This window comes from Streptomyces sp. JLYT201 (genome assembly GCF_059448825.1).
Map to the genome: position 1 here is coordinate 2,165,979 of NZ_CM182551.1, position 22,922 is coordinate 2,188,900.

Sequence of the window (22,922 nt, forward strand, 5' to 3'; positions counted from 1 at the left end):
AGCCGTAGGCTCCGCGCCTGACACAGGCGTTACCAACGGTAAGGGGAGGGCTCGATGGGGCGGCCGCAGGCATCGGGAAGCACACGCCGGACCTTCGTCAAGGGCGCGGCGACAGCGGGCGGCGCGGCCGCCCTCGGCCTCGCCGGGCCACCCGGCCCCGCGAGCGCGGCCCCGCGCGCCAGACAGGCCGTGGCCGTGCTCGGCGGCGGCGTCGCAGGCCTGACCGCCGCCCACGAACTCGCCGAGCGCGGCTTCGCCGTCACGGTCTACGAGCGCCGCGCCCTGGGCGGCAAGGCCCGCAGCTTCGGCGTGCCGGACAGCGCGAGGGGCACCCGCAAGCCGCTCCCGGGCGAGCACGGCTTCCGCTTCATCCCGGGGATCTACCACAACCTGCCGGACACGCTGCGCCGCATCCCCTTCCCCGGGAACCGCAACGGCGTCTGGGACAACCTGATCGCGCCGCCGGAGATGAGCTTCACCCGCGCGGGCGGCCGCGAGGACATCCGGCTGCCCATCCCCGGCCGCGACGGCGAGCCCGCCGACCTGACGCCCGACGACATCGCCCGCGCCCTCACCGCGTTCCTCGACACCGCCTTCCACATCCCCGCGCACGAGATCGCGTACTTCGTCAACCGCGCCCTGGTCTTCCTCACCAGCTGCGACGAGCGCCGCGACGACCAGTGGGAGGCCAAGCCCTGGTGGGACTTCGTGCGCGCCAAGGACATGTCGTACGACTACCAGCGCATCCTCGCGATCGGCGTGACGCGCAACATCGTCGCGACGAAGGCGGAGGTCGCGAGCACCCGTACCGTCGGGACGCTCGGCGAGGCCTTCGTGTTCAACGCCCTGGGCCGGGGCGCGGACGGCCCGCCCGACCGCATCCTGAACGCGCCGACCAACGAGGCGTGGATCGACCCGTGGGTGGCGCATCTGAAGTCCCTCGGCGTGGAGTTCCGCGTCGGCTGGACCGTGCGCGAGGTCGCGTACGGCGACGGCCGGGTGACCAAGGCGGTGATCGAGGACGGCCAAGGCGTCCGTCAGGACGTCACCGCCGACCACTACGTGCAGGCCATGCCGGTGGAGCACGCCCGCAGGACGTGGGGCGCCGCGCTGCGCGCGGCGGATCCGCAGCTGGCCCGCTGCGACAAGCTGCGCACGGACTGGATGACGGGCATCCAGTTCTATCTGACCGAGCGGCCGAAAGTCGTCGACGGGCACTTCAACTGCATCGACTCGCCCTGGTCGCTCACGGGCATCGCCCAGGCCGCCCACTGGAAGGGCCGTGACTTCCCCGCCGATTACGGCGACGGCGTCGCGGTGGACTGTCTGTCGGTGGACGTCTCCGAGTGGGACAAGCCGGGGATCCTGTACGGCAAGACGGCGAAGAACTGCACGCGCGAGGAGATCGCACGCGAGGTGTGGGCCCAGCTGAAGGCCCATCTCAACGACACCGGCAAGCAGGTCCTGACCGACGGCAAGCTGCACTCCTGGCACCTGGACCCGGGCGTCGACGGCACCGGCGGCCCGAATCCGCGCAACGACGACGAGCTCCTGATCCACCCGGTGGGCACGCTGCACAACCGCCCGTCGGCCGCGACGAAGATCCCCAACTTCTTCCTGGCGGGCGACTACGTGGCCGTGGACATCGACCTGGCCACCATGGAGGGCGCCAACGCGGCCGCACGCCAGGCCGTCAACGCCCTCCTGGACCGGGTGGGTTCCAGCGCGCGGCGGTGCACGGTGACGTCCCGCTACCGCCCTCCGGAGCTCGAAGGGCTCAAGCGCGCCGACCGCACCCGCTACCGCCTCGGTCTGCGGAACGCCTTCGACCTGGGCTGACCACGGCCGGATGCGGGTACGTCCCGGGCATGGAACGGCGAACACGCGTGGGGCACACGACGGCGCGAGGCGCGCGGGGATGGCGTGCGGCGGTCGCCGCACTGGCGCTCGCCGCGCTCGCGCCCGCCTGCACCCTCGACAGGGCGGGCACGGACGGGCGGCCGAGCGGCCGGGACGAGGGCGGCCGGGTGCTCGCCGTGAAGGTCGACAACGTGGGCCCCGCGCGCCCGCAGACCGGCCTGGAGGCGGCGGACGTCGTGTACGTGGAGCGGGTGGAGGCCGGGCTGAGCCGCCTGATGGCCCTCTACGCGCGCCGGCTGCCGCCCGTGGTGGGGCCGGTGCGCAGCGCCCGGGAGACGGACCTGGAGCTGCTGCGCCAGTTCGACGACCCGGCGCTCGCGTTCTCCGGGGCGCAGTCGAAGCTGCTCCCGTTGATCGACGCGGCCCCGCTGCGCGCCCTGCCCCCGGACGGGGCGCCCGGCCGGGCCTACTACCGGGGCGGCGCGAAGCCCGCGCCGCACAACCTCTACGTCCGCCCGGACGCGCTGGGCGCCCGGGTGTCGGCCGAGGGCCTGGAGAGCACGGGCTTCCGGTTCGGGCCGCGCCCGGCGGGCGGCACGCCCACGAACCGGCTCACGCTGCGCTTTCCCTCCGCGCGCTTCGCCTTCACCTGGGTCGAGTACGAGGGGCGCTGGCACATCGCGATGGACGGCACGCCCGCCCGTACCGCGTCGGGGGCCGCGCTCGGCGCCGCCACGGTGGTCGAGCAGCGCGTCGACATCCGCGACTCGCGCTTCCACGACCGCTCGGGCAGCGCGTCGCCGTTCAGCCGCACGGTCGGCTCGGGCAGCGCGCGGGTGCTGCGGGACGGGCGCGCGTACGAGGCGCGCTGGCGCCGGGACGCGGCACAGGACGGCACCACGTTCACGACCCGCGACGGCAAGCCGCTCGCGTTCGCGAAGGGGCCGGTGTGGGTGGTGTTCACCCAGGCGTGAGCGCGGTGGCGCTCAGGAGGGCGTCAGGGGCGCCGACCGCAGGTGCTCGGCGGCGTCCGCGACCCGCTGGGCCAGGCCGAGGAACAGCCTGCGCTCCTCGTCGTTCAGCGGGGCGAGGAAGATCTGGTTCATCCGGGCCGTGCGCACCGTCAGCTTGCGGTGGACGCTCCGCCCTTCGGGGGTGAGCCGCAGCAGGGCGCGGCGGCCGTCCTGCGGGTCGCGGACCTTGTCGACGAGGCCGCGGCGGCTGAGCCTGCTGATGACCTCGGCGACGGTCGACCGGTCCAGGCCCACGCGCTCGCCGACGCCGCGCTGATCGAGGCCGGGCTCGGCGACCAGGCTGTTGAGGACCGCGAACTGGGAGGACGTGGTCTCCTCCGAGACCATCGTGGTCCACAGCAGGTGGTGGGCCTGCTGGAGGCGGCGGGCGAGGTGCCCCGGATGGCTGGTCAGATCCACCGCGGCCATGGCGGCCCCCTCCCTGACGCGACAGTTCGTGCACTGAACGATAGCCGACCTGAGGCAGCCTTGACGGCCCTACGGGTCGGTGGCAGCGTGAACTTGAGTTCAGGGGACGGCAGATGGCAGTAGTCAGTGTGCTGACGATCGCAGGGAGATGAGGCTGCCCGGATGGACAAGGTGGTCGCCACGGCCGCGGCGGCGGTGGCCGACGTGCGGGACGGCGCGTCCCTCGCGGTCGGCGGCTTCGGGCTCAGCGGCGTGCCGAACGTCCTGATCGAGGCGCTGCACCGGCGCGGGACCACGGACCTGCGCGTGGTGTCGAACAACTGCGGCGCGCTCGGCACGGGCCTGGCCGCGCTGCTCGCGGCGCACCGCATCGCGCGCGTGACGGCCTCGTACATCGGCGGCAACGCAGAGTTCGCGCGCCAGTACCTGGCGGGCGAACTGGAGGTGGAGCTGATCCCGCAGGGCACCCTCGCGGAGCGCCTGCGCGCGGGAGGCTGCGGCATCCCCGCCTTCTACACCCCGGCCGGAGTGGGCACGCAGGTCGCCGACGGCGGGATCCCCTGGCGGTACGACGCCGCGGGCGGGGTCGCGGTGGCCTCGCCGCCCAAGGAGACGCGGGAGTTCGACGGCGTGCCGCACGTCCTGGAGCACGGCATCCGCACCGACTTCGCCCTGGTGCGGGCGGCCCGCGGCGACCGGCACGGCAACCTGGTGTTCGCCAAGGCGAGCCGCAACTTCAACCCGCTGGCCGCGATGGCGGGACGGGTCACCGTCGCGGAGGTGGAGGAGCTGGTGGAGCCCGGCGCCATCGACCCGGACGGGGTGCACCTGCCGGGCGTCTTCGTGCACCGCGTCGTCGCCCTCGGCCCGCGCGAGGCCGCCGCCAAGCGCGTCGAGAAGCGGACGGTGAGCGGCTGATGGCGTGGACCCGCGAGCAGGTGGCGGCCCGGGCGGCGGGCGAGCTGCGGGACGGCCAGTACGTCAATCTGGGCATCGGCCTGCCGACGCTGATCCCGGGCTTCCTGCCGCCGGGCGTGGAGGTCGTCGTGCAGTCCGAGAACGGCGTCCTGGGCGTCGGCCCCTACCCCGCGGCGGACGCGGTCGACCCGGACCTGATCAACGCGGGCAAGGAGACCGTGACGGCGCTGCCCGGGGCGGCGTACTTCGACTCGGCGCTGTCGTTCGGGATGATCCGCGGCGGCCACCTCGACGTGGCGGTCCTGGGCGCGATGCAGGTCTCCGCGCGCGGGGACCTCGCCAACTGGGCGGTCCCCGGGCGGCTCGTGACGGGGATCGGCGGGGCGATGGACCTGGTGCACGGCGCCCGCCGGGTGATCGTGACGATGGCCCACACCGCCAAGGACGGCTCGCCCAAGCTCGTGCAGGAGTGCGACCTGCCGCTCACCGGCAGGCGGTGCGTGCACCGCGTCATCACGGACCTCGGGGTCTTCGACGTCACCGAGGACGGACTTCAGTTGACCGAGTGCGCGCCGGGAGTCGGCGTCACCGAGATCGTCGCGCGGACGGCGGCGAAGGTGCGCGTCCCCGGCGCGTGAGGACCGGCCCCGACCGGTCCGGAAGGGAGCGGCAGCCGCCATGACCCCCCATCCCCCGTACGAGGACCTGAGCGCCCGCCGGAGGGGCGCCGGGCCGGGCGCCGCCGCGCCCCCGCTGCCCGGCACGCCCCACGGCGTCCCGCCCTACCGCGGGGCCCTGCTGCGCCATCCCCGCCACTCCGCCGTGCCCGTCCGCGACCCGGAGGCCGTGGAGCTGTCCGGGCCGGTCTTCGGCGTCGCGGACGTCACCGACTTCGAGCGCGATCTGACCCGCCAGCACACGGGCGAACCCCTGGGCGAGCGCATCGTCGTCTCAGGTCGCCTGACAGACCGTCACGGACGTCCGCTGCGAGGCCAGTTGGTCGAGATGTGGCAGGCCAACGCGTCCGGCAGATACGTCCACCGGCGCGATCGGCACGCGGCGCCGCTCGACCCGAACTTCACCGGCTTCGGCCGCTGTCTGACCGACGACGACGGCGCGTACTCCTTCACCACGATCCGGCCCGGCGCCTACCCCTGGCGCAACCACGACAACGCCTGGCGCCCCGCCCATCTGCACTTCTCGCTGTTCGGCAGGGCGTTCGCGCAGCGCCTGGTGACACAGATGTACTTCCCTGCCGATCCGCTGCTCGCCTACGACCCCGTCTTCCTGTCGATCCCCGACGAGGCGGCGCGGGCCCGTCTGGTGGCCGCGTACGACCACGGTCTGACGGTGCCGGAGTGGGCGCTCGGCTACCGCTGGGACATCGTCCTGGACGGCCCGTCCGCCACTCGCTTCGAGGACGGTGCCGCATGAGCCCCGTGCCGCCGCACGCGCCGACGCCCTCGCAGACCATCGGCCCTTTCCACGGCTACGCGCTGCCGTTCCCGCGCGGCGGCGAGATCGCGCCCACGGGCCGTCCGGACGCCGTCACGCTCCACGGATACGTGTACGACGGCAAGGGCGTGCCCGTGGACGACGGCCTCGTGGAAACGTGGCAGGCCGCTCCGGACGGCTCGCGCGCGGGCGCTCCAGGGTCGCTGCGCCAGGATGCGGTCAGCAGGGTGCCGCGGGGGCGCGACGGCGTCACGTTCACGGGCTTCGGCCGGGTGCCGACGGACCCGGACGGGCACTGGGCGGTACGCACCCTCAGGCCGGGCGGCGTCCCGTACGTCTGCCTGGCGGTGTTCGCGCGCGGGCTCCTGGACCATCTGTACACGCGCGCGTACCTGACGGACGACCCGGACGACGCCCTGCTCCGCTCGCTGGCCCCCGACCGGCGCGCGACGCTGCTCGCGCGCCCGGGCCCGCACGGCACGTACCGGTTCGACATCCACCTCCAAGGGGACGACGAGACGGTGTTCCTGTCGTTCGGGTGACCGCGTCGGCCGGGCGGCGGGCGCGCGGTCAGCGCGCCCCGTACACCGGCTGCGGCGGCTCGGCGCGGGAGAGCAGCTTCAGGGCCGCCTCGCCCGCCTCGGCCGGGCTCCAGCGGGCGCCCTTGTCGGCGCTGGGTCCTGGCCGCCAGCCCTCCATGACCGTGATGCGGCCGCCCTCGGCCTCGAAGACGCGGCCCGTGACCCCGGCCGACGCGGTGGAGCCGAGCCAGACGACCAGCGGGGACACGTTCTCCGGGGCCATGGCGTCGAAGGCGCCCTCCTGGGGGGCGGCCATGGTGTCGGCGAAGGTCTGCTGGGTCATGCGGGTGCGGGCGGCGGGCGCGAGGGCGTTCACGCGCACTCCGTAGGCCGCGAGTTCGGCGGCGGCGACCAGCGTGAGGCCGAGGACGCCCGCCTTGGCCGCGCTGTAGTTGCCCTGCCCCACGCTGCCGAGGAGGCCCGCTCCGGAGCTGGTGTTGACCACGCACGCGTGTGGGGCGCGCCCGGCCTTGGCCTCGGCACGCCAGTGCGCGCCCGCGTGCTTCAGGGGCAGGAAGTGCCCCTTGAGGTGCACGCGGAGCACGGCGTCCCAGTCGTCCTCGTCGAGGTTGACCAGCATGCGGTCGCGCAGGAAGCCCGCATTGTTCACGAGGGTGTCCAGGCGGCCGTAGGTCTCCAGGGCGGCTTGGACGAGCGATGCGGCGCCCTCGGGTGTCGCGATGTCGCCGCAGTGCGCGACGGCGTCGCCGCCCGCCGCGCGGATCTCCTCGACGACGTCCTGCGCGGGGCCTCCGGAGACGCCGGAGCCGTCGAGGCCCGCCCCGAGGTCGTTGACGACGACCCGCGCGCCCTCGGCCGCGTACGCGTGCGCGTGCGCCCGGCCGAGGCCCCGGCCCGCGCCCGTGACGATCACGACGCGGCCCGCGCAGATCCCGGAATCGACGGCTGCGGTCATACGGAACTCCTTCGTACGGGCGGGGTGTTCGGCGCGCCGGGCGGGCGGCACGGGGGTCAGTGGTTCACCGTCGCGGCGTCCAGGAACGCGGGCCGCTCGCCGCCGCCGTCCACCTGGAGGGCCGCACCGCTGATGTACCGCGCGGCGGCGGAGGCGAGGAACACGCAGGCGTCGGCGGCGTCCGCGGGGTCGGCGAGGCGGCCGAGCGGGATCGTGCGGGCCACCGCGGCGACCCCCTCCTCGTCGCCGTAGTGCAGATGGGTGCTCTCGGTGCGGACCAGGCCGAGCACCACGGTGTTCACGCGCACGTGCGGGGCCCATTCGACGGCCATGGTGCGGGCCAGGTTCGCCAGGCCCGCCTTGGCGGCGCCGTAGGCCCCCGAGCCGGGCGAGGGGCGGGTGCCGCTGACGCTGCCGATCATGATGACGGCGCCGCCGGTCCCCTGACGGCTCATCACCTCGTGGGCGGCGAGGGAGGCGTACAGCGGCGCGAGCAGATTGAGCTGGACGATCTTCGTCTGCCGGGCGGCGGTGGTCCCGGCGAGGAGGCCGAAGGGTGTGCCGCCCGCGTTGTTCACCAGGACGTCGAGCCGTCCGTGGTCGGCGGCGACCCCGGTGATCAGGGCGTGCGCCGCCTCGGCGTCCCGCAGGTCCGCCGGGCGGAACTCCGCGGTGGCGCCGGGCACTTCGACCGGCCGCTCGGGCGGCTTGCGGGCGCAGATGACGACGTGCGCGCCGGCGGCCAGGAAGCCACGGGCGATCCCGGCCCCGACGCCGCGGGTGCCGCCGGTGACCACGACCACCTGTCGATTGTCAGTCATCGCTGCTACCTTCCTGAGCAACTAACAAATGTTTGGTTGAAGGCGCTGGTTGAAAGGTAGCGGATCCTCTGATGCCTGTCTCCACTTCGCCCCCCGAGGAGGGCGTGGCCGTCGTCACCGTCGACTACGCACCGGTCAACGCCCTTCCGGTGCACGGGTGGTTCGCCCTGGCGGACGCGGTGCGCGCCGCGGGCCGCGACCCCGAGGTGCGCTGCGTGCTGCTCGCCGCCGAGGGCCGGGGGTTCAACGCGGGCGTGGACATCAAGGAGCTGCGCCGCGACCCCGGCCACGGCGCGCTGCTCGGCGTCAACCGCGGCTGCGCGGAGGCCTTCGCGGCGGTGTACGACTGCGCGGTCCCGGTCGTCGCGGCCGTCCAGGGCTTCTGCCTGGGCGGCGGCATCGGCCTCGTGGGCAACGCGGACGCGATCGTGGCGAGCGACGACGCCACGTTCGGCCTCCCGGAGCTGGACCGCGGCGCGCTCGGCGCCGCCACGCACCTGGCCCGTCTGGTCCCCCAGCACCTGATGCGCGCGCTGTTCTACACCTCGCGCACGGCCACCGCGGCCGAGCTGCACGCGCACGGCTCGGTGTGGCGGGTCGTGCCGCGCGCCGACCTGCGCGCGGCGGCCCTCGCCCTCGCGCGCGAGATCGCCCGCAAGGACGGCACGCTGCTGCGCCTGGCCAAGGCCGCGATCAACGGCATCGACCCGGTGGACGTGCGCCGCAGCTACCGCTTCGAGCAGGGCTTCACCTTCGAGGCGAGCCTGAGCGGCGTGGCCGCCCGCGTCCGCGACGGCAGCGTCGGCGACGGCTTCGGCGCGCCCGCCGCGCCGTCCGAGAGTTCCGTACCGGCCGGGGAGGACACGGCATGAGCGATCCAGCGGACACCCCTCAGGCCCGGCGCGGCCGGGACAAGACCATGACGCCCGAGGACGTCGTGCGGCGCCTGGAGAGCGGGATGACGCTCGGCATCGGCGGCTGGGGCTCGCGCCGCAAGCCGATGGCGCTGGTCCGCGCCCTGCTGCGCTCGGACGTCACGGACCTGACCGTCGTGGCGTACGGCGGCCCGGACGTCGGCCTGCTCCTCGCCGCGGGGAAGGTCCGCAAGCTGGTCACTGCCTTCGTGACGCTCGACTCGATCCCCTTGGAGCCGCACTTCCGGGCGGCCCGCGAGCGGGGCGGCCTCGACCTGGTCGAGCTGGACGAGGCGATGTTCCTGCAAGGGCTCACCGCCGCCGCCCAGCGCCTGCCGTTCCTGCCCGTGCGCGCGGGTCTCGGCTCGGACGTCCTGCGGGTCAACCCCAAGCTGCGCACGGTCACGTCGCCGTACGAGGACGGGGAGGAGCTCGTCGCCGTCCCGGCCCTGCGCCTGGACGCGGCCCTGGTGCACCTGAACCGCGCGGACCGCCTGGGCAACGGCCAGTATCTGGGCCCCGATCCGTACGTCGACGACCTGTTCTGCGAGGCGGCCGACGCGGCGTACGTGTCGTGCGAGCGCCTGGTCGACTTCGGTGCGCCTGCGGACGGCGCCGCTCCGGCCCCCGCCACGGCCTCCCCCGCCTCCGGCGCCTCCGCTGCCTCCCCGGGGCTGACGGCTGCCTCCCCCGGGCCGGCGCATCAGGCGGCACCCCAGACCCTGCTCGTCTCGCGGCACAGCGTGACGGGCGTGACCGAGACCCCAGGGGGCGCGCACTTCACCTCGTGCGTGCCGGACTACGGCCGTGACGAGCCCTTCCAGCAGGCGTACGCCACGGCGGCGGCCGCCCCCGACGCCTGGGCGGAGTTCCACGACCGCTTCCTGTCCGGCGACGAGGAGGACTACCGACAGGCCGTCCGGACCTGGCACAAGGAGCAGCCATGACGCACACCACGACCGCCGTCACCCGCGCCGAGTACTGCGTGATCGCCTGCGCCGAGGCGTGGCGCGGCGACGGCGAGGTCCTGGCCGCGCCCATGGGCACCGTCCCCACGCTCGCGGCCCGGCTCGCGAAGCTGACGTTCGCCCCGGACCTGCTGCTCACGGACGGCGAGGCCCTGCTCATCGGGGACGTGCCCGCGCTCGGGGAGCGCTCGGCGGTGACGGAGGGCTGGCTGCCGTTCCGCCGCCATCTGACGATGGTGATGGGCGGGCGGCGGCACGTGATGATGGGCGCGAGCCAGATCGACCGCTTCGGCAACCAGAACATCTCCTGTGTCGGCGACTGGCACCGCCCCACCCGGCAGCTCCTCGGAGTCCGCGGAGCCCCCGTGAACACGCTGAACAACCCGGTCAGTTACTGGATACCGAAGCACGCGCGGCGCGTGTTCGTCGAGAAGGTCGACATGGTCAGCGGCGTCGGCCACGACCGCGCCGCCGCGGCGGGCCCTTCCGCGACCCGCTACCACGACCTGCGCCGCGTCGTGTCGAACCTGGGCGTGTTCGACTTCGCCACGCCCGACCGCTCGATGCGCCTGGTGTCCGTCCACCCGGGCGTGCCGGCGGCGGAGGTCCGCGAGGCGACGTCCTTCGCGCTGCCCGTCCCCGACGAGCCGCCCCGCACCCGTGAGCCCGCACCGGCCGAACTGCGGCTGATCCGCGACGTCCTGGACCCCGGGCGGCTGCGCGAGCGCGAGGTCCGCCCATGACGGCGGCGCCGCTCCTGGAGACACCGCTGACGCGGCTCGTCGGCGTCCGGTACCCGATCGTGCAGACCGGCATGGGCTGGGTCGCGGGCCCCCGGCTGGTCACGGCGGCGGCGGACGCGGGCGCGCTCGGCGTCCTGGCCTCCGCCACGATGTCCCTGGATCAACTGCGTTCGGCGATACGGGAGGTGAGGTCCCGCACGTCCGCCCCGTTCGGCGTGAACCTCCGTGCGGACGCGGCCGACGCGCGCGACCGCGTCCGGCTCCTCATCGCCGAGGGCGTACGGGTCGCGTCCTTCGCCCTGGCCCCGTCCGAGGCCCTCATCGGGGAGCTGAAGGCGGCCGGAGTCGTCGTGATGCCGTCCGTGGGCGCCCGCAGACACGCCGAGAAGGTGGCGGCGTGGGGCGCGGACGCGGTCGTCGTCCAGGGCGGCGAGGGCGGCGGGCACACCGGTGACGTGGCCACGACCGTGCTCCTGCCGCAGGTCGTGGACGCCGTCGACATCCCCGTCGTGGCGGCGGGCGGCTTCCACGACGGCCGGGGCCTGGTCGCCGCCCTGGCCTTCGGCGCGGCGGGCGTGGCCATGGGCACCCGCTTCCTCCTCACGGCGGAGTCCCCCGTCCCGGACGCCGTGAAGGCCCGCTATCTGGCGGCCACGGTCAGGGACGTCACGCTGACCTCGCGCGTGGACGGCCTCCCGCACCGGATGCTCCGCACGGACCTGGTGACGTCCCTGGAGCGCTCCGGCCGCACCGTGACCCTGCTGCGCGCGCTGCGCCACGCGGCGGCGTTCCGCCGGATGTCGGGCCTGAGCTGGCCCGCCCTGGCCCGCGACGGCCGGGCCCTGAAGCGCGCCAAGCGACTGACCTGGCCCCAAGCCCTGCTCGCCGCGAACACCCCCATGCTCCTCAAGTCGGCCATGGTGGACGGCGACCCGGACCGCGGCGTCATGGCCGCGGGCCAGGTGGCGGGCGTCCTGGACGACGTCCCGACCTGCGAGGAGCTGATCGGGAGAATCATGGGGGAGGCCGAGGAGACGCTGAAGCGCCTGGAAGGGCCTTAGCCGCCGTGCCGTACGGCAGGGGCGGATTCCAGACCGTCACGCCCGTCACATCCGTCAAGCCCGTCGCGTCCGTCACGTCCGTCCGGCGTTCGCGGACGAGGCCGGAGGGCGATCGGCCCCGACCCCGAACCCGAACCCAGACCCAGACCCGGCCCCGGCCCCGGCCCCGGCCCCGCGAAACGCTAGACCGTCGCGAGGAACCGCTCGGCCTTGTCGGCCAGCCCGTCGGCCCCACAGCTGCGCGCCAGCGCGAGCCCGTGCTCCAGCTCCGCCACGCTGCCCGAGGCGACCCCGTACTCCACGCGCGCGACCGCGTGTTCGTACGCGCAGGGCGAGGCCTCCAGATACGCCACGGCCTTCGCGTAGAGCGCCACGGAGCGCGGTCCCGACGCCAGCGCGGCCTCGCACCGGAGCGCCTCGCCGATCGCCGTGTCCGTGCCGAACCGCTCGGCCTGCACGCGCGCGTCGGCGACCAGGTCGGCGGCGCGCCGCGGGTCCTCGTCGGCCAGGGCCCGCGCCAGGTCGTACGCCCACGGCGCGAGCACCGTGTTGTACTGGCCGCGCGCGGTCAGCGCCTTGGCGGTGGCCTCCAGTTCGTTGAGGCCCTCCTCGCGGCGGCCGAGGGCGAGCAGGAGCCTGCCGCGGACGGACATCGCGTCGGGGACGTAGATCGTGGAGGCGTTGGGCGGCGCGAAGCCGTAGCGGTCGGCCACCGCGCTGGCCTGCTCGGCGTGGCCGCGAGCGAGCAGCGTGTCGATGAGCATGCTGGCCGCCTCCCAGTGCATCGGGAGCCCGCCCTGGCCCACGCGGTCGGCGAGCCGCAGGCTCTCGCGCAGCGACTTCTCGGCGTCCCTGAGCCGCCCGCGCCTGCGGTACACATAGCCGAGGAAGGCATGCGCGAGGGCGAGGTGGCCGCCGCTCCAGCCCGCCGTCTCGTACGCCTTGACGGCCTCGGTGAACAGGCTCTCGGCGCGGTCGAGCCGGTCGGCGAAGGCGTACGAACCGCCGAGCATCAGGCGCAGTTCGAAGCTCCACTCGGCGTCGGTCCAGCCGAGCCCGGGTGCGAGGCGGCCGTTGACGAGGGCGCGGTCGCAGAGCTCGACGACCTCTTCGGCGTTCTCACCGCGGGTCATCGCGTCGAAGGCGCGCAGGATGAGCAGGGCGCGCTCGGCGTTGTCGCGCCCGGCGAGGGGTCCGGCGAGGGCGGCGAGCCTGCGCGAGCGCCCCGGTGCGTCCTCCTCGCCCGCGTGGATGCCCTCCCACATGAAGTGCACGGCCTGGAGGCGGAGCCGGTCGGTGCCCGCGGGCAGCCGCGCGGCCTCCTCGGTGATGGCGCGCAGGCCGTCGCCGAGCTGGTCGTTGTGCACGAGGGCCTGCGAGAGGCGGCACACGGCGTCGACGCGCAGCTCCTGGCTCAGGCCGCTCATCGACAGGGCCTCGCGCAGATGCCCGATGGTGGTGACGGGCGAGGTGAGCAGGGTGGCGCAGCCGAGTTCGTAGAGCACGCGGGCGTGTACGTCGGGCCGGGGCGGCTCGCGCAGGGCCCGCTCCAGACAGCGCCGGGCGGCGTCGGGCGCGCCGACCGCGAGGTGCTCGGTGGCGGCCTCGCGCAGCTGCTCGACGAGCTCGGGATCGTCGTCCGGGATGACTTCGAGCAGGTGCCGGGAGGCCGCTGCGGCGCCGCGCCCGGAGCGGGTGACCGCCCAGGCGGCCTGGCCGTGCATCGCGGTGCGGGTGGCAGGCGGGATGGAGTGGTACACGGCGTGGGCGATCAGCGGGTGCACGAACTCCAGGCCCTCTTCGCCACCGGTCACGATCCGGGCGGTGCGCAGCCGCTCGGCGCACCGCTCGGCCGTGTCCCTGCGCAGTCCGGCGAGGGACGCGGCGAGGTCGACGGAGATCGCGGAGCCGAGGATGGCGGCGGCCCAGGCAAAGCGGGTGACGTCGGTGCCGAGCTCTTCGAGGCGGGCGACGAGGCCGCGGCCGCGGGCGGAGCGGTTCAGGGCGCGCAGTTCGGCGGCCGAGCTCTCCACCGGTTCGAGCTCGCAGTCCTGCACCTTGGCGAGGAGCTCCACGGACTCGTACGGGTTGCCGTCGGTGACGGCCCAGACCTCGCGGCAGAACGGGCCGTCCGCGTGCTCGCCGAGCGTGGCGCGGGTGAGCCCGGCCGTGGCGTCCGGGGTGAGCTTGCGCAGCTGGGTCGCCGGGCGGGCGGCGGCGCCGATGCGCGCGAGGTGGTGGACGCTGTCGCCCTCGGCCTCGCCGGGGCGGTAGGCGACCACGACGAGCACCGGCAGGTCGTCCAGGCGCTCGGCGAACGCGGCGAGCCAGTGCAGCGTCTCCTGGTCCGCCCAGTGCGCGTCGTCGACGAGCAGCACCAGCGGCCAGTGGAGATGGGCGAGGCGGGAGACCACCGCGATCAGGCCGTCGCACACGGCTTGCGGCTCGGGCCTGCCGCCACCGGGCTCGGCTATGCCGAGGGCGGGGCCCGCGATCTCGTACCAGTCGCCGAGGTACTCACGGGCCTCGTCGGGGGTGAGGGCCACGAGGGCGGGCTGGAGGAGCTGTCGTACGACGTTGAAGGGCACGGTTTTGAGGGTCGGGCCGCCGCGTGCCGCCCATACGGTGGCCCGGCCGTGGGCGATGCGACGGACTTCGGCCATGAGCGCGGTCTTGCCGAGTCCGGCTTCACCGCTGAAGACGAGCAGGCCGCCCTCGGTCGTCATGTCCGAGCACAGTCCGGACACGGCCCGCTCGGCCGCGCCGATTTCCTCGTCGCGCTCCCACAGCGGGGCCCAGGTGCCACCTCCGGGCCGTCCCTGCGTCATCGCGCTACCTCCCGGGGTCGCTCAATCGACGTACAGAACTTGAGACTAGCCGGGCCGGGGCCGCCGCGGAGCGAGGTCCGGCCAGCTCCTCCCGCACGGGTGACAGACGGTCATATGCCAGGCCACCTGCCGGGTACGGGTGCGGCGCGCCGGGGCGGCACCCGGGACGGCGCGCGTCGGCGGGCCGCGCGGTCACAGCCGTTCGATGACGGTGACGTTGGCCTGGCCACCTCCTTCGCACATCGTCTGGAGGCCGAACCGGCCGCCGGTGCGCTCCAGTTCGTGCAGGAGCGTCGTCATCAGGCGGGCACCGGTGGCACCGAGGGGGTGACCCAGGGCGATGGCACCGCCGTTGACGTTGACCCTCTCCGGGTCGGCGCCGGTCTCCCGCAGCCAGGCGAGCACGACGGGTGCGAACGCCTCGTTGATCTCGACGAGATCGATGGCGTCGAGCGTCATGCCGGTCTTCTTCAGGGCGTGCGCGGTGGCCGGAATGGGGGCGGAGAGCATGCGGATCGGGTCCTCGCCGCGCACGGAGAGGTGGTGGACGCGGGCGCGGGGGGTCAACCCGTGGTCCCGCACCGCCCGTTCACCGGCGATGAGCAGGGCGGCGGCCCCGTCGGAGACCTGGGAGGAGCAGGCGGCGGTGATGCTGCCGCCCTCCATGACGGGGGCGAGGGCCGCCATCTTCTCCGGGGTCGTGTCGCGGCGCGGGCCCTCGTCGGCGACGACGTCTCCATAGGCCGCGGTCTCGCGGTCGAAGCGGCCTTCGTCGAGGGCGCGCAGGGCGCGCCGGTGGGAGCGGAGCGCGAACTCCTCCATGTCCCTGCGGGATATGCCCCACTTGTCGGCGATCAGCTGGGCGCCGTGGAACTGGTTGACGGGCCGGTTCCCGTAGCGGGCGCGCCAGCCCTCGCTGCCCGCGAAGGGGCCCTCGGTGAGCCCGAGGGGCTCGGCCGCCTGCCGGGAGGCGAAGGCGATGGGGATCATCGACATGTTCTGCGTGCCGCCCGCGACGACGAGGTCCTGGGTGCCGGAGAGGACGGCCTGCGCGGCGAAGTGCAGGGCCTGCTGGGACGATCCGCACTGCCGGTCGACGGTCACTCCGGGCACCTCCTCGGGGAGCCCGGCCGCGAGCCAGCTGGTGCGGGCGATGTCCCCGGCCTGCGGCCCGACCGCGTCGAGACAACCGAAGACGACGTCGTCGACGGCGGCGGGGTCGACGCCGCTGCGCTCCATGAGCGCGGTGAGCACATGGGCGCCGAGGTCGGCGGGGTGCGCGGCGGCGAGGCCGCCGCCGCGCTTGCCGACGGGCGTGCGGACCGCCTCGACGATGAAGGCCTCGGCCATGGCTGCGTACTCCTCGCGTGACGGGCGCCGCGCGGCGGCGCGGGGCTAGGCGCGGACGGCGATGCCGTCCAGGACCATCGACAGGTACTGGCGGGCGATCTCCTCGGGGCTGTGGCCGCCGCCCGGCCGGTACCAGGACGCGGCGACCCAGACGGTGTCGCGCACGAACCGGTAGGTGAGGCGGACGTCCAGGTCGGCGCGGAAGGCGCCGTCGGCGACGCCCCGTTCGAGCGTGGTGAGCCAGGTCTTCTCGAAGCGCCGCTGGGACTCCAGGAGGTACTCGAAGCGGGTCTGGGTGACCAGGTGGCGGGACTCCTTCTGGTAGATCGCGACGGCCGCGCGGTGCCGGTCGATCTCCCGGAAGGACTCGGTGACGAGGGCCTCCAGGGTCTCGCGCGGGCCGAGCGGCGCGGCCAGGACCGCGTCGTACCCGTCCCACAGCTCCGTCAGGAACGTCCGCAGGATCTCTTCGAGCATCGACTCCTTGGAGTCGAAGTGGTAGTAGAGGCTGCCCGCGAGCATGCCCGCGGCGTCCGCGATCTTGCGGACGGTCGTGGCGTTGTACCCCTGCTCGGCGAAGACCTCCGCGGCGATGCCGAGGAGTTCGGCGCGGCGCTCGGGCGAGGGCGGCACCGGGGGCTTCTTCGGCTTGCGGGCCGCGGGGGACGCGACGGGGCTCTTGGTCGGCTGTTTCTGGGTCGGCACGGGCTCATTCTCCGCCTAGGGGTGCTGGCTGCTGACGGAGACCGTCTCGCCCGTCATGTACGAGGAGTAGCCGCTGGCGAGGAAGACGATGACGTTGGCTATCTCCCAGGGCTCGGCGGCCCGCCCGAAGGCCTCGCGCGCGGTGAGCTCGTCGAGCACGTCGGCGGTGGTGACCTTGGCGAGGTGGGGGTGCAGGGCGAGGCTCGGCGCGACCGCGTTGACCCGGATGCCGTGCGGGGCGGCTTCCAGGGCCGCGCAGCGGGTGAGGGCCATGACGCCCGCCTTGGCCGCGGCGTAGTGCGCCTGGCCCTCCTGGGCGCGCCAGCCGAGCACCGATGCGTTGTTCACCACGACGCCGCCCGTGCCGGTGGCGCGCAGGCGGCGCAGGGTGGCACGGATGCAGCGGAACGTGCCGGTCAGTGTGGTGTCGACGACCTTGTGCCACATGTCGTCGGTCATGTCCGTGAGGGTGGCGGTGCCCCCCAGGCCCGCGTTGTTCACCACGATGTCCAGGGCTCCGTGGCGCCGCTCGGCGAGGTCGAGGAGGGCGGTCACGTCGGACTCGTCGGTCACGTCGCAGCGGACGCCGTCGACGCGGTCGGGGCCGAACTCGTCCGCGAGCGCGGCCGTCGCCTCCTCGGTGCGGCGGGCGTGCGCGTCGCCGATGACGACGCGGGCCCCCTCCTCCAGGAAGCGGCGTGCGGTGGCCGCGCCGATGCCCGCGCCGGCCGCCGCGGTGACGACGGCGGAGCGGCCGGTGAGCAGACCGTGCCCCGGCACGTACGGCGGCGCTGCCATGGGCGATTCCCCCGATCGAGTGCTCGACGGCTGACCGCTCCCACGATAATCTACCAAACACTTGTTAGGGAAGAGCGGACGGGTGGGCCAGAGACGGGAGCAGGGCGATGGACCTCGACTTCACCCCGGAGGAAGAGGAGTTCAGACTGCGGGCCCGCGCCTGGCTCGCCGCGCACGTCCCCCGCGCTCCGCTGCCGTCCCTGGAGACCGCGGAGGGCTTCGCCGCCCACCGCGCCTGGGAGGGCACGCTGGCGGCGGGCCGCTGGTCGGTGGTGTCCTGGCCCGAGGAGTTCGGCGGGCAGGGGGCCGACCTCGTCAAGTGGCTCCTCTTCGAGGAGGAGTACTACGCGGCGGGCGCCCCCGGCCGCGTCTCGCAGAACGGCATCAGCCTCCTGGCCCCCACCCTCTTCGACCACGGCACCCCTCAGCAGCGCGCCCGGGTCCTGCCGCCGATGGCGCGCGGCGAGGTCATCTGGGCCCAGGCCTGGTCGGAGCCGGAGGCCGGGTCGGACCTCGCGGCGCTGCGCTCCACGGCCCGGCCCGCGCCCGGCGGCTGGCGCCTGAGCGGGCAGAAGACGTGGTCGTCGCGGGCCGCGTTCGCCGACCGTGCCTTCGGCCTGTTCCGCAGCGACCCGCGCGCGGAGCGGCCGCACCAGGGGCTCACCTACGTCATGTTCCCGCTCGACGCGCCCGGCGTCACCATCCGCCCCATCGGCCGCCTCGACGGCAAGCCCGCCTTCGCCGAGGTCTTCCTGGACGACGTGTTCATCCCCGAAGAGGACGTGATCGGCGCCCCCGGCGACGGCTGGCGCATCGCCATGGCGGCCACCGGCGACGAGCGCGGTCTGGCCCTGCGCTCCCCCGGCCGCTTCCTCGCCACCGCCGACCGCCTCGTCCGGCTCTGGCACGCCCACGGCGACCCCGCCGACACCGCGCTGCGCGACCGGGTGGCGGACGCGGTCATCGGCGCCCGCGCGTACCAGCTCTTCACCTGGGCCCACGCCGCGCGGGCGGAAGCGGGCGAGAAGCTCGGCGCCCACTCCAGCCTGAACAAGGTCTTCTGGTCGGAGTACGACATCGCGGTGCACGAGGCGGCCCTCGACCTCCTCGGCGCGGACGGGGAGTTGACGGACACCGGCGAGCCCCCCGGCTCCGACCCGGCCGCCCCGGACCCAGCCGCCGCGGATCCGGCCGCCCCGGACCCCGCGCCCTGGACGGAGGGGTACGTCTTCTCCCTCGCCGGCCCCATCTACGCGGGGACGAACGAGATCCAGCGCGACATCATCGCCGAGCGCCTGCTCGGCCTCCCCAAGGGGCGGCGCTGATGAGGTTCCTTCTGGACGACGAGCAGCGGGCGTTCGCCCGGACGCTTGACGGCGTGCTGAAGGCCGCGGACACCCCGGCGGTGGCAAGGGCCTGGGCCGCGGGGGACCACGCGCCCGGGGCTGCGGTGTGGCGACGCCTCGCGGACGCGGGGGTGTTCGCCCTCGCGGCGGCCGAGGAGTTCGAGGGCGTGGGGCAGTTGCCCGTCGACACCGCCGTCGCCTTCGTGGAGCTGGGGCGGCACGCCGTCCCCGGGCCGCTGGTCGAGACCGTGGCCGCGGCCGCGCTCCTTTCCCGCCTCGCCGAGCTGGGCGTGCCGGGGCCCGCGAAGCGGCTGCTGCCACCCCTGGTGACGGGCGAGGCGCGGGCGACCCTCGCCCTCGCCGACACCGGGCCGTACGTCCTCGACGCGGACGCCGCCGGTCTCGTCCTGGCCGTCGACGCCGGGCGGCTGCGGCTCGCCCCCGGCCACGCGCGCGTGCGGGCCTCCCTCGACCCGGCGCGGCGGCTCGCGCGGCCGCTGCCCGGCGGGGAGGTGCTCGCGTCCGGGCCCGCGGTGGTGGCGGCGGCGCGGTGGGCCCTGCGCTGGGCGGCGCTCACCACCGCGGCGCAGTGCCTCGGTGTGGGGCAGGCGCTGCTCGACCGCACGGTGGCGCATGTGCGGCAGCGGACGCAGTTCGGGGTGCCGGTCGGGTCCTTCCAGGCCGTCAAGCACCGCCTCGCGGAGGTGCTCGTGGGGCTCGAGTTCGCGCGGCCCCTGGTGTTCGGCGCGGCGGTGTCGCTCGGCGCGGAGGAGGCCTGGGGGGACGTGGCCGCCGCCAAGGTCTGCGCGGCCGAGTCCGCGTACCGCTCGGCGCGGGCCGCGCTCCAACTGCACGGCGCCATCGGGTACACCGCCGAGTACGACATATCCCTCTGGCTCCTCAAGGCCCGCGCCCTGCGGGGCGCCTGGGGAGGCCCGGGCCAGTGGCGCGCCCGGGTGGTGCCCCCGCCGCCCTGACCCCTCGCGGCCTCCGACAGGCGCACCGGCGCGGCGAAAGGGGGCACGCGGCGGCGCGGGGCGGTCCCTGACGCGCGGGGGAATTCAAGCCGGTCCGGCGACGCGGGACGCGTGCGTCGGCGCCGCGGCGGGGCGGTCGCGGCGGCGCCGCGGAACGGGCGGGCGGTCAGGGAAGGCATGGCTGCCCTGAGGTTGTGCGCGGGCACAGAGGCGGGCGGAAAGGGCGGGTGAGTGGGGGGAATTGAGCCTGGCGGGCCAGGGCGGCTGGATGGGGCCCGGTGAGGTGCGGGCATAGTGGGAGGGACCCGGGCCCGGCGCACGGGCTGGCCGAACCGGAAAGAGGAGACTTCGCGTGCGTGTGATCGGCCTGATGTCCGGCACCTCCTACGACGCCATCGACGCCGGCGCCGTCGACCTCACCCTCGACGGCGACCGCCTCGTCATGACCCCCCTGGGCCTCATCAGCCGCGGCTACGACGACGCGCTCCGCTCGGCCCTGGCCACCGCCCTGCCCCCGGCGACCACCAGCCTGGCCGACGTCTGCCGCCTCGACACGCTCATCGGGCAGGCCTTCGCCGCGGCGGCCGTGGAGGCGGACCGGGAACTGTGCGACGGCCGCGCCGAGTTGGTGGCCTCGCACGGCCAGACCGTCTACCACTGGGTGGCGGACGGCCAGGTGCGCGGCACCCTGCAGATCGGGCAGCCCGCGTGGATCGCGGAGGCCACGGGGCTCTGCGTGGTCGCGGACTTCCGCCCGCGCGACGTGGCCGCGGGCGGCCAGGGCGCTCCCCTGGTGAGCCTGGTCGACCAGATGTGGCTGCGCGGCAGGCCGGGCACGCCCGTGGCACTGAACCTGGGCGGCATCGCCAACATCACCGCCCCCGACGGCACCGCCTTCGACACGGGCCCGGCCAACGCGCTGATCGACGCGGCGGTGCGGGAGCTCACGCCGCAGGGCCGCGCGGCCCATCTGCCGTTCGACAGGGACGGGGAGCTGGCCGCGCGCGGCACCGTGCACGAAGGCCTGCTCGCCCGGCTGCTCGCCGAGCCGTACTACGCGCTGCCCGCGCCCAAGACGACGGGCAAGGAGCTGTTCCATCCGGCGTATCTGCGCGAGGCCCTGGCGGGCCTCGGACCGCTGGGCGCCGAGGACGTGGTGGCGACGCTGACGCGGCTCACGGCCGTGACGGTCGCCGACGCGGTGCGCACGACCGGGGCCACGGAGGTCATCGCCTCCGGCGGCGGGGTCCGCAACCCCACGCTCATGGCGATGCTGCGGTCCGAGCTGGGCACGGCCGTGCCGGTCCGCGGCTCCGACGACCTCGGTCTCCCCTCGGCGGCCAAGGAGGCGTACGCCTTCGCCGTCCTGGGCTTCCTGACGGCCCACGGCCTGCCCGGCACGGTGGCGGCGAGCACCGGAGCCCGACACCCGAGCGTGCTCGGCTCCCTCACCCCGGGCCGCGCGGGCTTCCGCCTGCCGACCCCCACGGAGGCGGGCGCACCCACACGGCTCGTGGTGAACGGACACGCGCACTGAGCGGCCGGGCACGCGCGGGCCGGGGCCGGGCGGTGGGCAGAGACCTGCGGCGGCCCCTCGTACGCCATCGCCCAGAGCCCCGCCTGCCGCACCGCGGCCGAGCCCGGCGCCGGGCAGCAACCCGCGACGGACAGAGGCACGCGGCAGGCGCGGCGACGCGCAGGGGCGGAGACCGGCAGCGGGCAGGGCCCCCTGGCGGCCGGGCACCCGCAACGGGCGCTCGCACCACATCCCCGGGAACCCAGCCACCGCACCGTGGCGGAGACCGGCGAAGGACAGCAACGCGCGACGGACGGAGGCACGCGGCAAGCGCGGCGACGCGCAGGGGCGGAGACCGGCAGCGGGCAGCGGCCCGTAGCGGACAGGGACCGGCGGCAGCCGCTCGCACACCGGCCCGGTAGCCCCGGCCACCGCCTCGCACGGCACGGCACCGCCAAGCACCGCGCCGCCAAAGGGAAGCACTCCGGCCACCGTCTCCCGCCCGGCCCGGGCATATGCGTGCGACAGGGGCGAATCCCCGTCGCCCGGCCGGAGTTGGCCTGATCCGGTGGACCCCCTCTCATCGGGCTTTCAGGCGGGGCCCATACGCTGACGCCCATGACGCACGCGACTCCTCCCGGCTGGTATCCGGACCCCGGGCAGACCCCTGGCGCCCCGCCGTCCGAGCGGTGGTGGGACGGGAACACGTGGACGGATCACGTCCGTGCGCCGGGCGGGGGCGGCTTCCCCACCCCCGGCTACTCCGTCCCCGGCCCGCCGGCCCCCGGCTACCCCCAGCAGCCGCCGGGCCCGCCCCGGCGCCGCGTACGTACGGCGATAGGCGTGGTCGTCGCCCTCGCGGTGCTCGCGGGCATCGGAGGCGGGATCTACGCGCTGACCGCCGACGGCGACGACGACAAGGACGGCGCCAAGGCCCCGGCCCCGTCGGCGTCCTCGAAGCCCGGCCCGAAGGACGACGGCAAGAGCGAGGGGCCCGAGGAGTCGCCGTCGCCAGGACCGTCCGGACCGTCCGAAGGCCCCCGGACCGAGGAGGGGTACGCCACCGACGGCGCGAGCGGCATCAGCATGCCCGTCCCCGACGGCTGGGAGGGCCAGTCCAGCGGCGTCGGCGCGGGCGTGACGACCGGCAAGTACCCCTGCCCCGGCGACTCCGCCAAGCAGTGCGTGCGCGGCGGCGCCTTCTCCTCGCCCGCGGTCCGCATGAAGATAACCGCGTCGACGCCGGAGGCCGCCGCCAAGGCCGACATCAAGAAGAACGCCGCGGAGTCCTACGGCGGCGCGATCTACGGCGGCGCCCCGAAGTCGCACGACCAGCTCGCCTCGAAGGCGGTCACGGTGGCCGGGCAGAAGGGCTATCTGGTCCGCTGGAAGGTCGACGCGCGCAAGGGCCCCGACGGCTACGTCCAGTCGCTCGCGTTCAAGTCCCCGGCCGACGGGATGACGATGGTCCTCGTCCGCTTCGGCATCGACATCCACGACGACGCACCGCCCCTGTCGTCCATGGACGAGATCACCAAGGGCATCAAGAAGGCCCGCGGCGGCGGGGGCGGCGACGGACAGCAGGTCCAGGCCCCCGCGAGCGGCCGGGAGCGGTAGGAACCGCCCCGCCGAGGGACCGACGGCGCAAGCCCTCGCGGGCGCGCCGGTGGCCGGAACCACCGCCGGGCGGGCCGATCACGATCGGCCCGCCCGGCGGTGGTGG

21 protein-coding genes are annotated in these 22,922 nt (G+C 74.9%); 14 read left to right on the forward strand and 7 right to left on the reverse strand.

Annotated elements, in window-relative coordinates:
* Positions 1-54: 54 nt before the first annotated feature.
* Together AC5WAM_RS08450 and AC5WAM_RS08455 are read left to right on the forward strand one after the other, a co-directional pair.
* Complete coding sequence (locus AC5WAM_RS08450) at positions 55-1,839, forward strand: hydroxysqualene dehydroxylase (protein WP_495522169.1); 1,785 nt, start codon at positions 55-57, stop codon at positions 1,837-1,839.
* A gap of 29 nt (positions 1,840-1,868) precedes the next feature.
* Positions 1,869-2,834, forward strand: coding sequence for a DUF3048 domain-containing protein (locus AC5WAM_RS08455; RefSeq protein ID WP_495522170.1), 966 nt, complete (start codon positions 1,869-1,871; stop codon positions 2,832-2,834).
* Between the two features lie 12 nt (positions 2,835-2,846).
* Here AC5WAM_RS08455 and AC5WAM_RS08460 read toward each other — a convergent pair whose 3' ends face one another.
* Positions 2,847-3,302 carry a MarR family winged helix-turn-helix transcriptional regulator gene (locus AC5WAM_RS08460; RefSeq protein WP_495522171.1) on the reverse strand — a complete coding sequence of 152 codons (456 nt, stop codon included), beginning with the start codon at positions 3,300-3,302 and terminating at the stop codon, positions 2,847-2,849.
* Positions 3,303-3,464: 162 nt separating this feature from the next.
* On the opposite strand from AC5WAM_RS08460, the gene AC5WAM_RS08465 reads away from it, so the two are divergent.
* From AC5WAM_RS08465 to pcaG, 4 genes are read left to right on the forward strand one after another with little or no spacing between them, the layout of a single operon-like run.
* A complete protein-coding gene (locus AC5WAM_RS08465; RefSeq protein ID WP_366793356.1) occupies positions 3,465-4,220 on the forward strand; it encodes a CoA transferase subunit A in 756 nt (251 codons plus the stop codon).
* Positions 4,220-4,858, forward strand: a complete 639-nt coding sequence (locus tag AC5WAM_RS08470) for a 3-oxoacid CoA-transferase subunit B (RefSeq protein WP_366793357.1) — start codon at positions 4,220-4,222, stop codon at positions 4,856-4,858. Before AC5WAM_RS08465 ends, AC5WAM_RS08470 begins: the two co-directional genes overlap by 1 nt.
* Before the next feature lie 40 nt (positions 4,859-4,898).
* The gene (gene pcaH, locus AC5WAM_RS08475) at positions 4,899-5,654 is read left to right on the forward strand and encodes a protocatechuate 3,4-dioxygenase subunit beta (RefSeq protein ID WP_366793358.1); all 756 of its coding nucleotides are present in this window, start codon (positions 4,899-4,901) and stop codon (positions 5,652-5,654) included.
* The gene (gene pcaG, locus AC5WAM_RS08480; RefSeq protein ID WP_495522172.1) at positions 5,651-6,217 is read left to right on the forward strand and encodes a protocatechuate 3,4-dioxygenase subunit alpha; all 567 of its coding nucleotides are present in this window, start codon (positions 5,651-5,653) and stop codon (positions 6,215-6,217) included. Before pcaH ends, pcaG begins: the two co-directional genes overlap by 4 nt.
* A 28-nt stretch (positions 6,218-6,245) precedes the next feature.
* On the opposite strand, the gene AC5WAM_RS08485 is transcribed toward pcaG, so the two are convergent.
* Together AC5WAM_RS08485 and AC5WAM_RS08490 are read right to left on the reverse strand one after the other, a co-directional pair.
* Positions 6,246-7,172 (reverse strand): SDR family oxidoreductase, encoded by a 927-nt coding sequence (locus AC5WAM_RS08485; protein WP_495522173.1) that lies wholly within the window; start codon positions 7,170-7,172, stop codon positions 6,246-6,248.
* A 56-nt stretch (positions 7,173-7,228) separates the two neighbouring features.
* Entirely contained in the window at positions 7,229-7,993 is a 765-nt protein-coding gene (locus AC5WAM_RS08490; protein ID WP_495522174.1) for an SDR family oxidoreductase, read from the reverse strand.
* 71 nt (positions 7,994-8,064) lie between these two features.
* On the opposite strand from AC5WAM_RS08490, the gene AC5WAM_RS08495 reads away from it, so the two are divergent.
* The 4 genes from AC5WAM_RS08495 to AC5WAM_RS08510 are packed head-to-tail and all read left to right on the forward strand — an operon-like array spanning position 8,065 to position 11,679.
* The gene (locus AC5WAM_RS08495) at positions 8,065-8,865 is read left to right on the forward strand and encodes an enoyl-CoA hydratase family protein (protein ID WP_495522175.1); all 801 of its coding nucleotides are present in this window, start codon (positions 8,065-8,067) and stop codon (positions 8,863-8,865) included.
* The gene (locus AC5WAM_RS08500) at positions 8,862-9,854 is read left to right on the forward strand and encodes a CoA transferase subunit A (RefSeq protein ID WP_495522176.1); all 993 of its coding nucleotides are present in this window, start codon (positions 8,862-8,864) and stop codon (positions 9,852-9,854) included. The genes AC5WAM_RS08495 and AC5WAM_RS08500 overlap by 4 nt, the downstream gene beginning before the upstream one ends.
* Positions 9,851-10,618 carry a CoA-transferase subunit beta gene (locus AC5WAM_RS08505; RefSeq protein ID WP_366793364.1) on the forward strand — a complete coding sequence of 256 codons (768 nt, stop codon included), beginning with the start codon at positions 9,851-9,853 and terminating at the stop codon, positions 10,616-10,618. The genes AC5WAM_RS08500 and AC5WAM_RS08505 overlap by 4 nt, the downstream gene beginning before the upstream one ends.
* A gap of 14 nt (positions 10,619-10,632) precedes the next feature.
* On the forward strand, positions 10,633-11,679 hold the full coding sequence (locus AC5WAM_RS08510; protein WP_495523532.1) for an NAD(P)H-dependent flavin oxidoreductase: 1,047 nt from the start codon (positions 10,633-10,635) through the stop codon (positions 11,677-11,679).
* A gap of 182 nt (positions 11,680-11,861) precedes the next feature.
* Here the strand turns inward: AC5WAM_RS08510 and AC5WAM_RS08515 are convergent, their stop codons facing one another.
* From AC5WAM_RS08515 to AC5WAM_RS08530, 4 genes are all read right to left on the reverse strand, one after another.
* Positions 11,862-14,507, reverse strand: a complete 2,646-nt coding sequence (locus tag AC5WAM_RS08515; RefSeq protein WP_366793365.1) for an ATP-binding protein — start codon at positions 14,505-14,507, stop codon at positions 11,862-11,864.
* A 192-nt stretch (positions 14,508-14,699) separates the two neighbouring features.
* Positions 14,700-15,857, reverse strand: coding sequence for an acetyl-CoA C-acetyltransferase (locus tag AC5WAM_RS08520; protein WP_495522177.1), 1,158 nt, complete (start codon positions 15,855-15,857; stop codon positions 14,700-14,702).
* A 45-nt stretch (positions 15,858-15,902) separates the two neighbouring features.
* Positions 15,903-16,562, reverse strand: a complete 660-nt coding sequence (locus tag AC5WAM_RS08525; RefSeq protein ID WP_366793367.1) for a TetR/AcrR family transcriptional regulator — start codon at positions 16,560-16,562, stop codon at positions 15,903-15,905.
* A 15-nt stretch (positions 16,563-16,577) separates the two neighbouring features.
* Positions 16,578-17,360 carry an SDR family oxidoreductase gene (locus tag AC5WAM_RS08530; protein WP_495522178.1) on the reverse strand — a complete coding sequence of 261 codons (783 nt, stop codon included), beginning with the start codon at positions 17,358-17,360 and terminating at the stop codon, positions 16,578-16,580.
* Between the two features lie 107 nt (positions 17,361-17,467).
* On the opposite strand from AC5WAM_RS08530, the gene AC5WAM_RS08535 reads away from it, so the two are divergent.
* The 4 genes from AC5WAM_RS08535 (at position 17,468) to AC5WAM_RS08550 (ending at position 22,816) form a co-directional block, all read left to right on the forward strand.
* Positions 17,468-18,685, forward strand: coding sequence for an acyl-CoA dehydrogenase family protein (locus tag AC5WAM_RS08535; protein WP_366793369.1), 1,218 nt, complete (start codon positions 17,468-17,470; stop codon positions 18,683-18,685).
* Positions 18,685-19,683 (forward strand): acyl-CoA dehydrogenase family protein, encoded by a 999-nt coding sequence (locus AC5WAM_RS08540; RefSeq protein WP_495522179.1) that lies wholly within the window; start codon positions 18,685-18,687, stop codon positions 19,681-19,683. The genes AC5WAM_RS08535 and AC5WAM_RS08540 overlap by 1 nt, the downstream gene beginning before the upstream one ends.
* A gap of 352 nt (positions 19,684-20,035) precedes the next feature.
* A complete protein-coding gene (locus AC5WAM_RS08545; RefSeq protein ID WP_495522180.1) occupies positions 20,036-21,220 on the forward strand; it encodes an anhydro-N-acetylmuramic acid kinase in 1,185 nt (394 codons plus the stop codon).
* Between the two features lie 597 nt (positions 21,221-21,817).
* Positions 21,818-22,816, forward strand: coding sequence for a DUF2510 domain-containing protein (locus AC5WAM_RS08550; RefSeq protein WP_495522181.1), 999 nt, complete (start codon positions 21,818-21,820; stop codon positions 22,814-22,816).
* Positions 22,817-22,922: the final 106 nt, after the last annotated feature.

Coding starts and splice junctions, on each gene's coding strand:
- AC5WAM_RS08450 (WP_495522169.1), top strand. CDS start 55: ATGGGGCGGCCGCAGGCATCGGGAAGCACACGCCGGACCTTCGTCAAG.
- AC5WAM_RS08455 (WP_495522170.1), top strand. CDS start 1,869: ATGGAACGGCGAACACGCGTGGGGCACACGACGGCGCGAGGCGCGCGG.
- AC5WAM_RS08460 (WP_495522171.1), bottom strand. CDS start 3,302: ATGGCCGCGGTGGATCTGACCAGCCATCCGGGGCACCTCGCCCGCCGC.
- AC5WAM_RS08465 (WP_366793356.1), top strand. CDS start 3,465: ATGGACAAGGTGGTCGCCACGGCCGCGGCGGCGGTGGCCGACGTGCGG.
- AC5WAM_RS08470 (WP_366793357.1), top strand. CDS start 4,220: ATGGCGTGGACCCGCGAGCAGGTGGCGGCCCGGGCGGCGGGCGAGCTG.
- pcaH (WP_366793358.1), top strand. CDS start 4,899: ATGACCCCCCATCCCCCGTACGAGGACCTGAGCGCCCGCCGGAGGGGC.
- pcaG (WP_495522172.1), top strand. CDS start 5,651: ATGAGCCCCGTGCCGCCGCACGCGCCGACGCCCTCGCAGACCATCGGC.
- AC5WAM_RS08485 (WP_495522173.1), bottom strand. CDS start 7,172: ATGACCGCAGCCGTCGATTCCGGGATCTGCGCGGGCCGCGTCGTGATC.
- AC5WAM_RS08490 (WP_495522174.1), bottom strand. CDS start 7,993: ATGACTGACAATCGACAGGTGGTCGTGGTCACCGGCGGCACCCGCGGC.
- AC5WAM_RS08495 (WP_495522175.1), top strand. CDS start 8,065: ATGCCTGTCTCCACTTCGCCCCCCGAGGAGGGCGTGGCCGTCGTCACC.
- AC5WAM_RS08500 (WP_495522176.1), top strand. CDS start 8,862: ATGAGCGATCCAGCGGACACCCCTCAGGCCCGGCGCGGCCGGGACAAG.
- AC5WAM_RS08505 (WP_366793364.1), top strand. CDS start 9,851: ATGACGCACACCACGACCGCCGTCACCCGCGCCGAGTACTGCGTGATC.
- AC5WAM_RS08515 (WP_366793365.1), bottom strand. CDS start 14,507: ATGACGCAGGGACGGCCCGGAGGTGGCACCTGGGCCCCGCTGTGGGAG.
- AC5WAM_RS08520 (WP_495522177.1), bottom strand. CDS start 15,857: ATGGCCGAGGCCTTCATCGTCGAGGCGGTCCGCACGCCCGTCGGCAAG.
- AC5WAM_RS08530 (WP_495522178.1), bottom strand. CDS start 17,360: ATGGCAGCGCCGCCGTACGTGCCGGGGCACGGTCTGCTCACCGGCCGC.
- AC5WAM_RS08535 (WP_366793369.1), top strand. CDS start 17,468: ATGGACCTCGACTTCACCCCGGAGGAAGAGGAGTTCAGACTGCGGGCC.
- AC5WAM_RS08540 (WP_495522179.1), top strand. CDS start 18,685: ATGAGGTTCCTTCTGGACGACGAGCAGCGGGCGTTCGCCCGGACGCTT.
- AC5WAM_RS08550 (WP_495522181.1), top strand. CDS start 21,818: ATGACGCACGCGACTCCTCCCGGCTGGTATCCGGACCCCGGGCAGACC.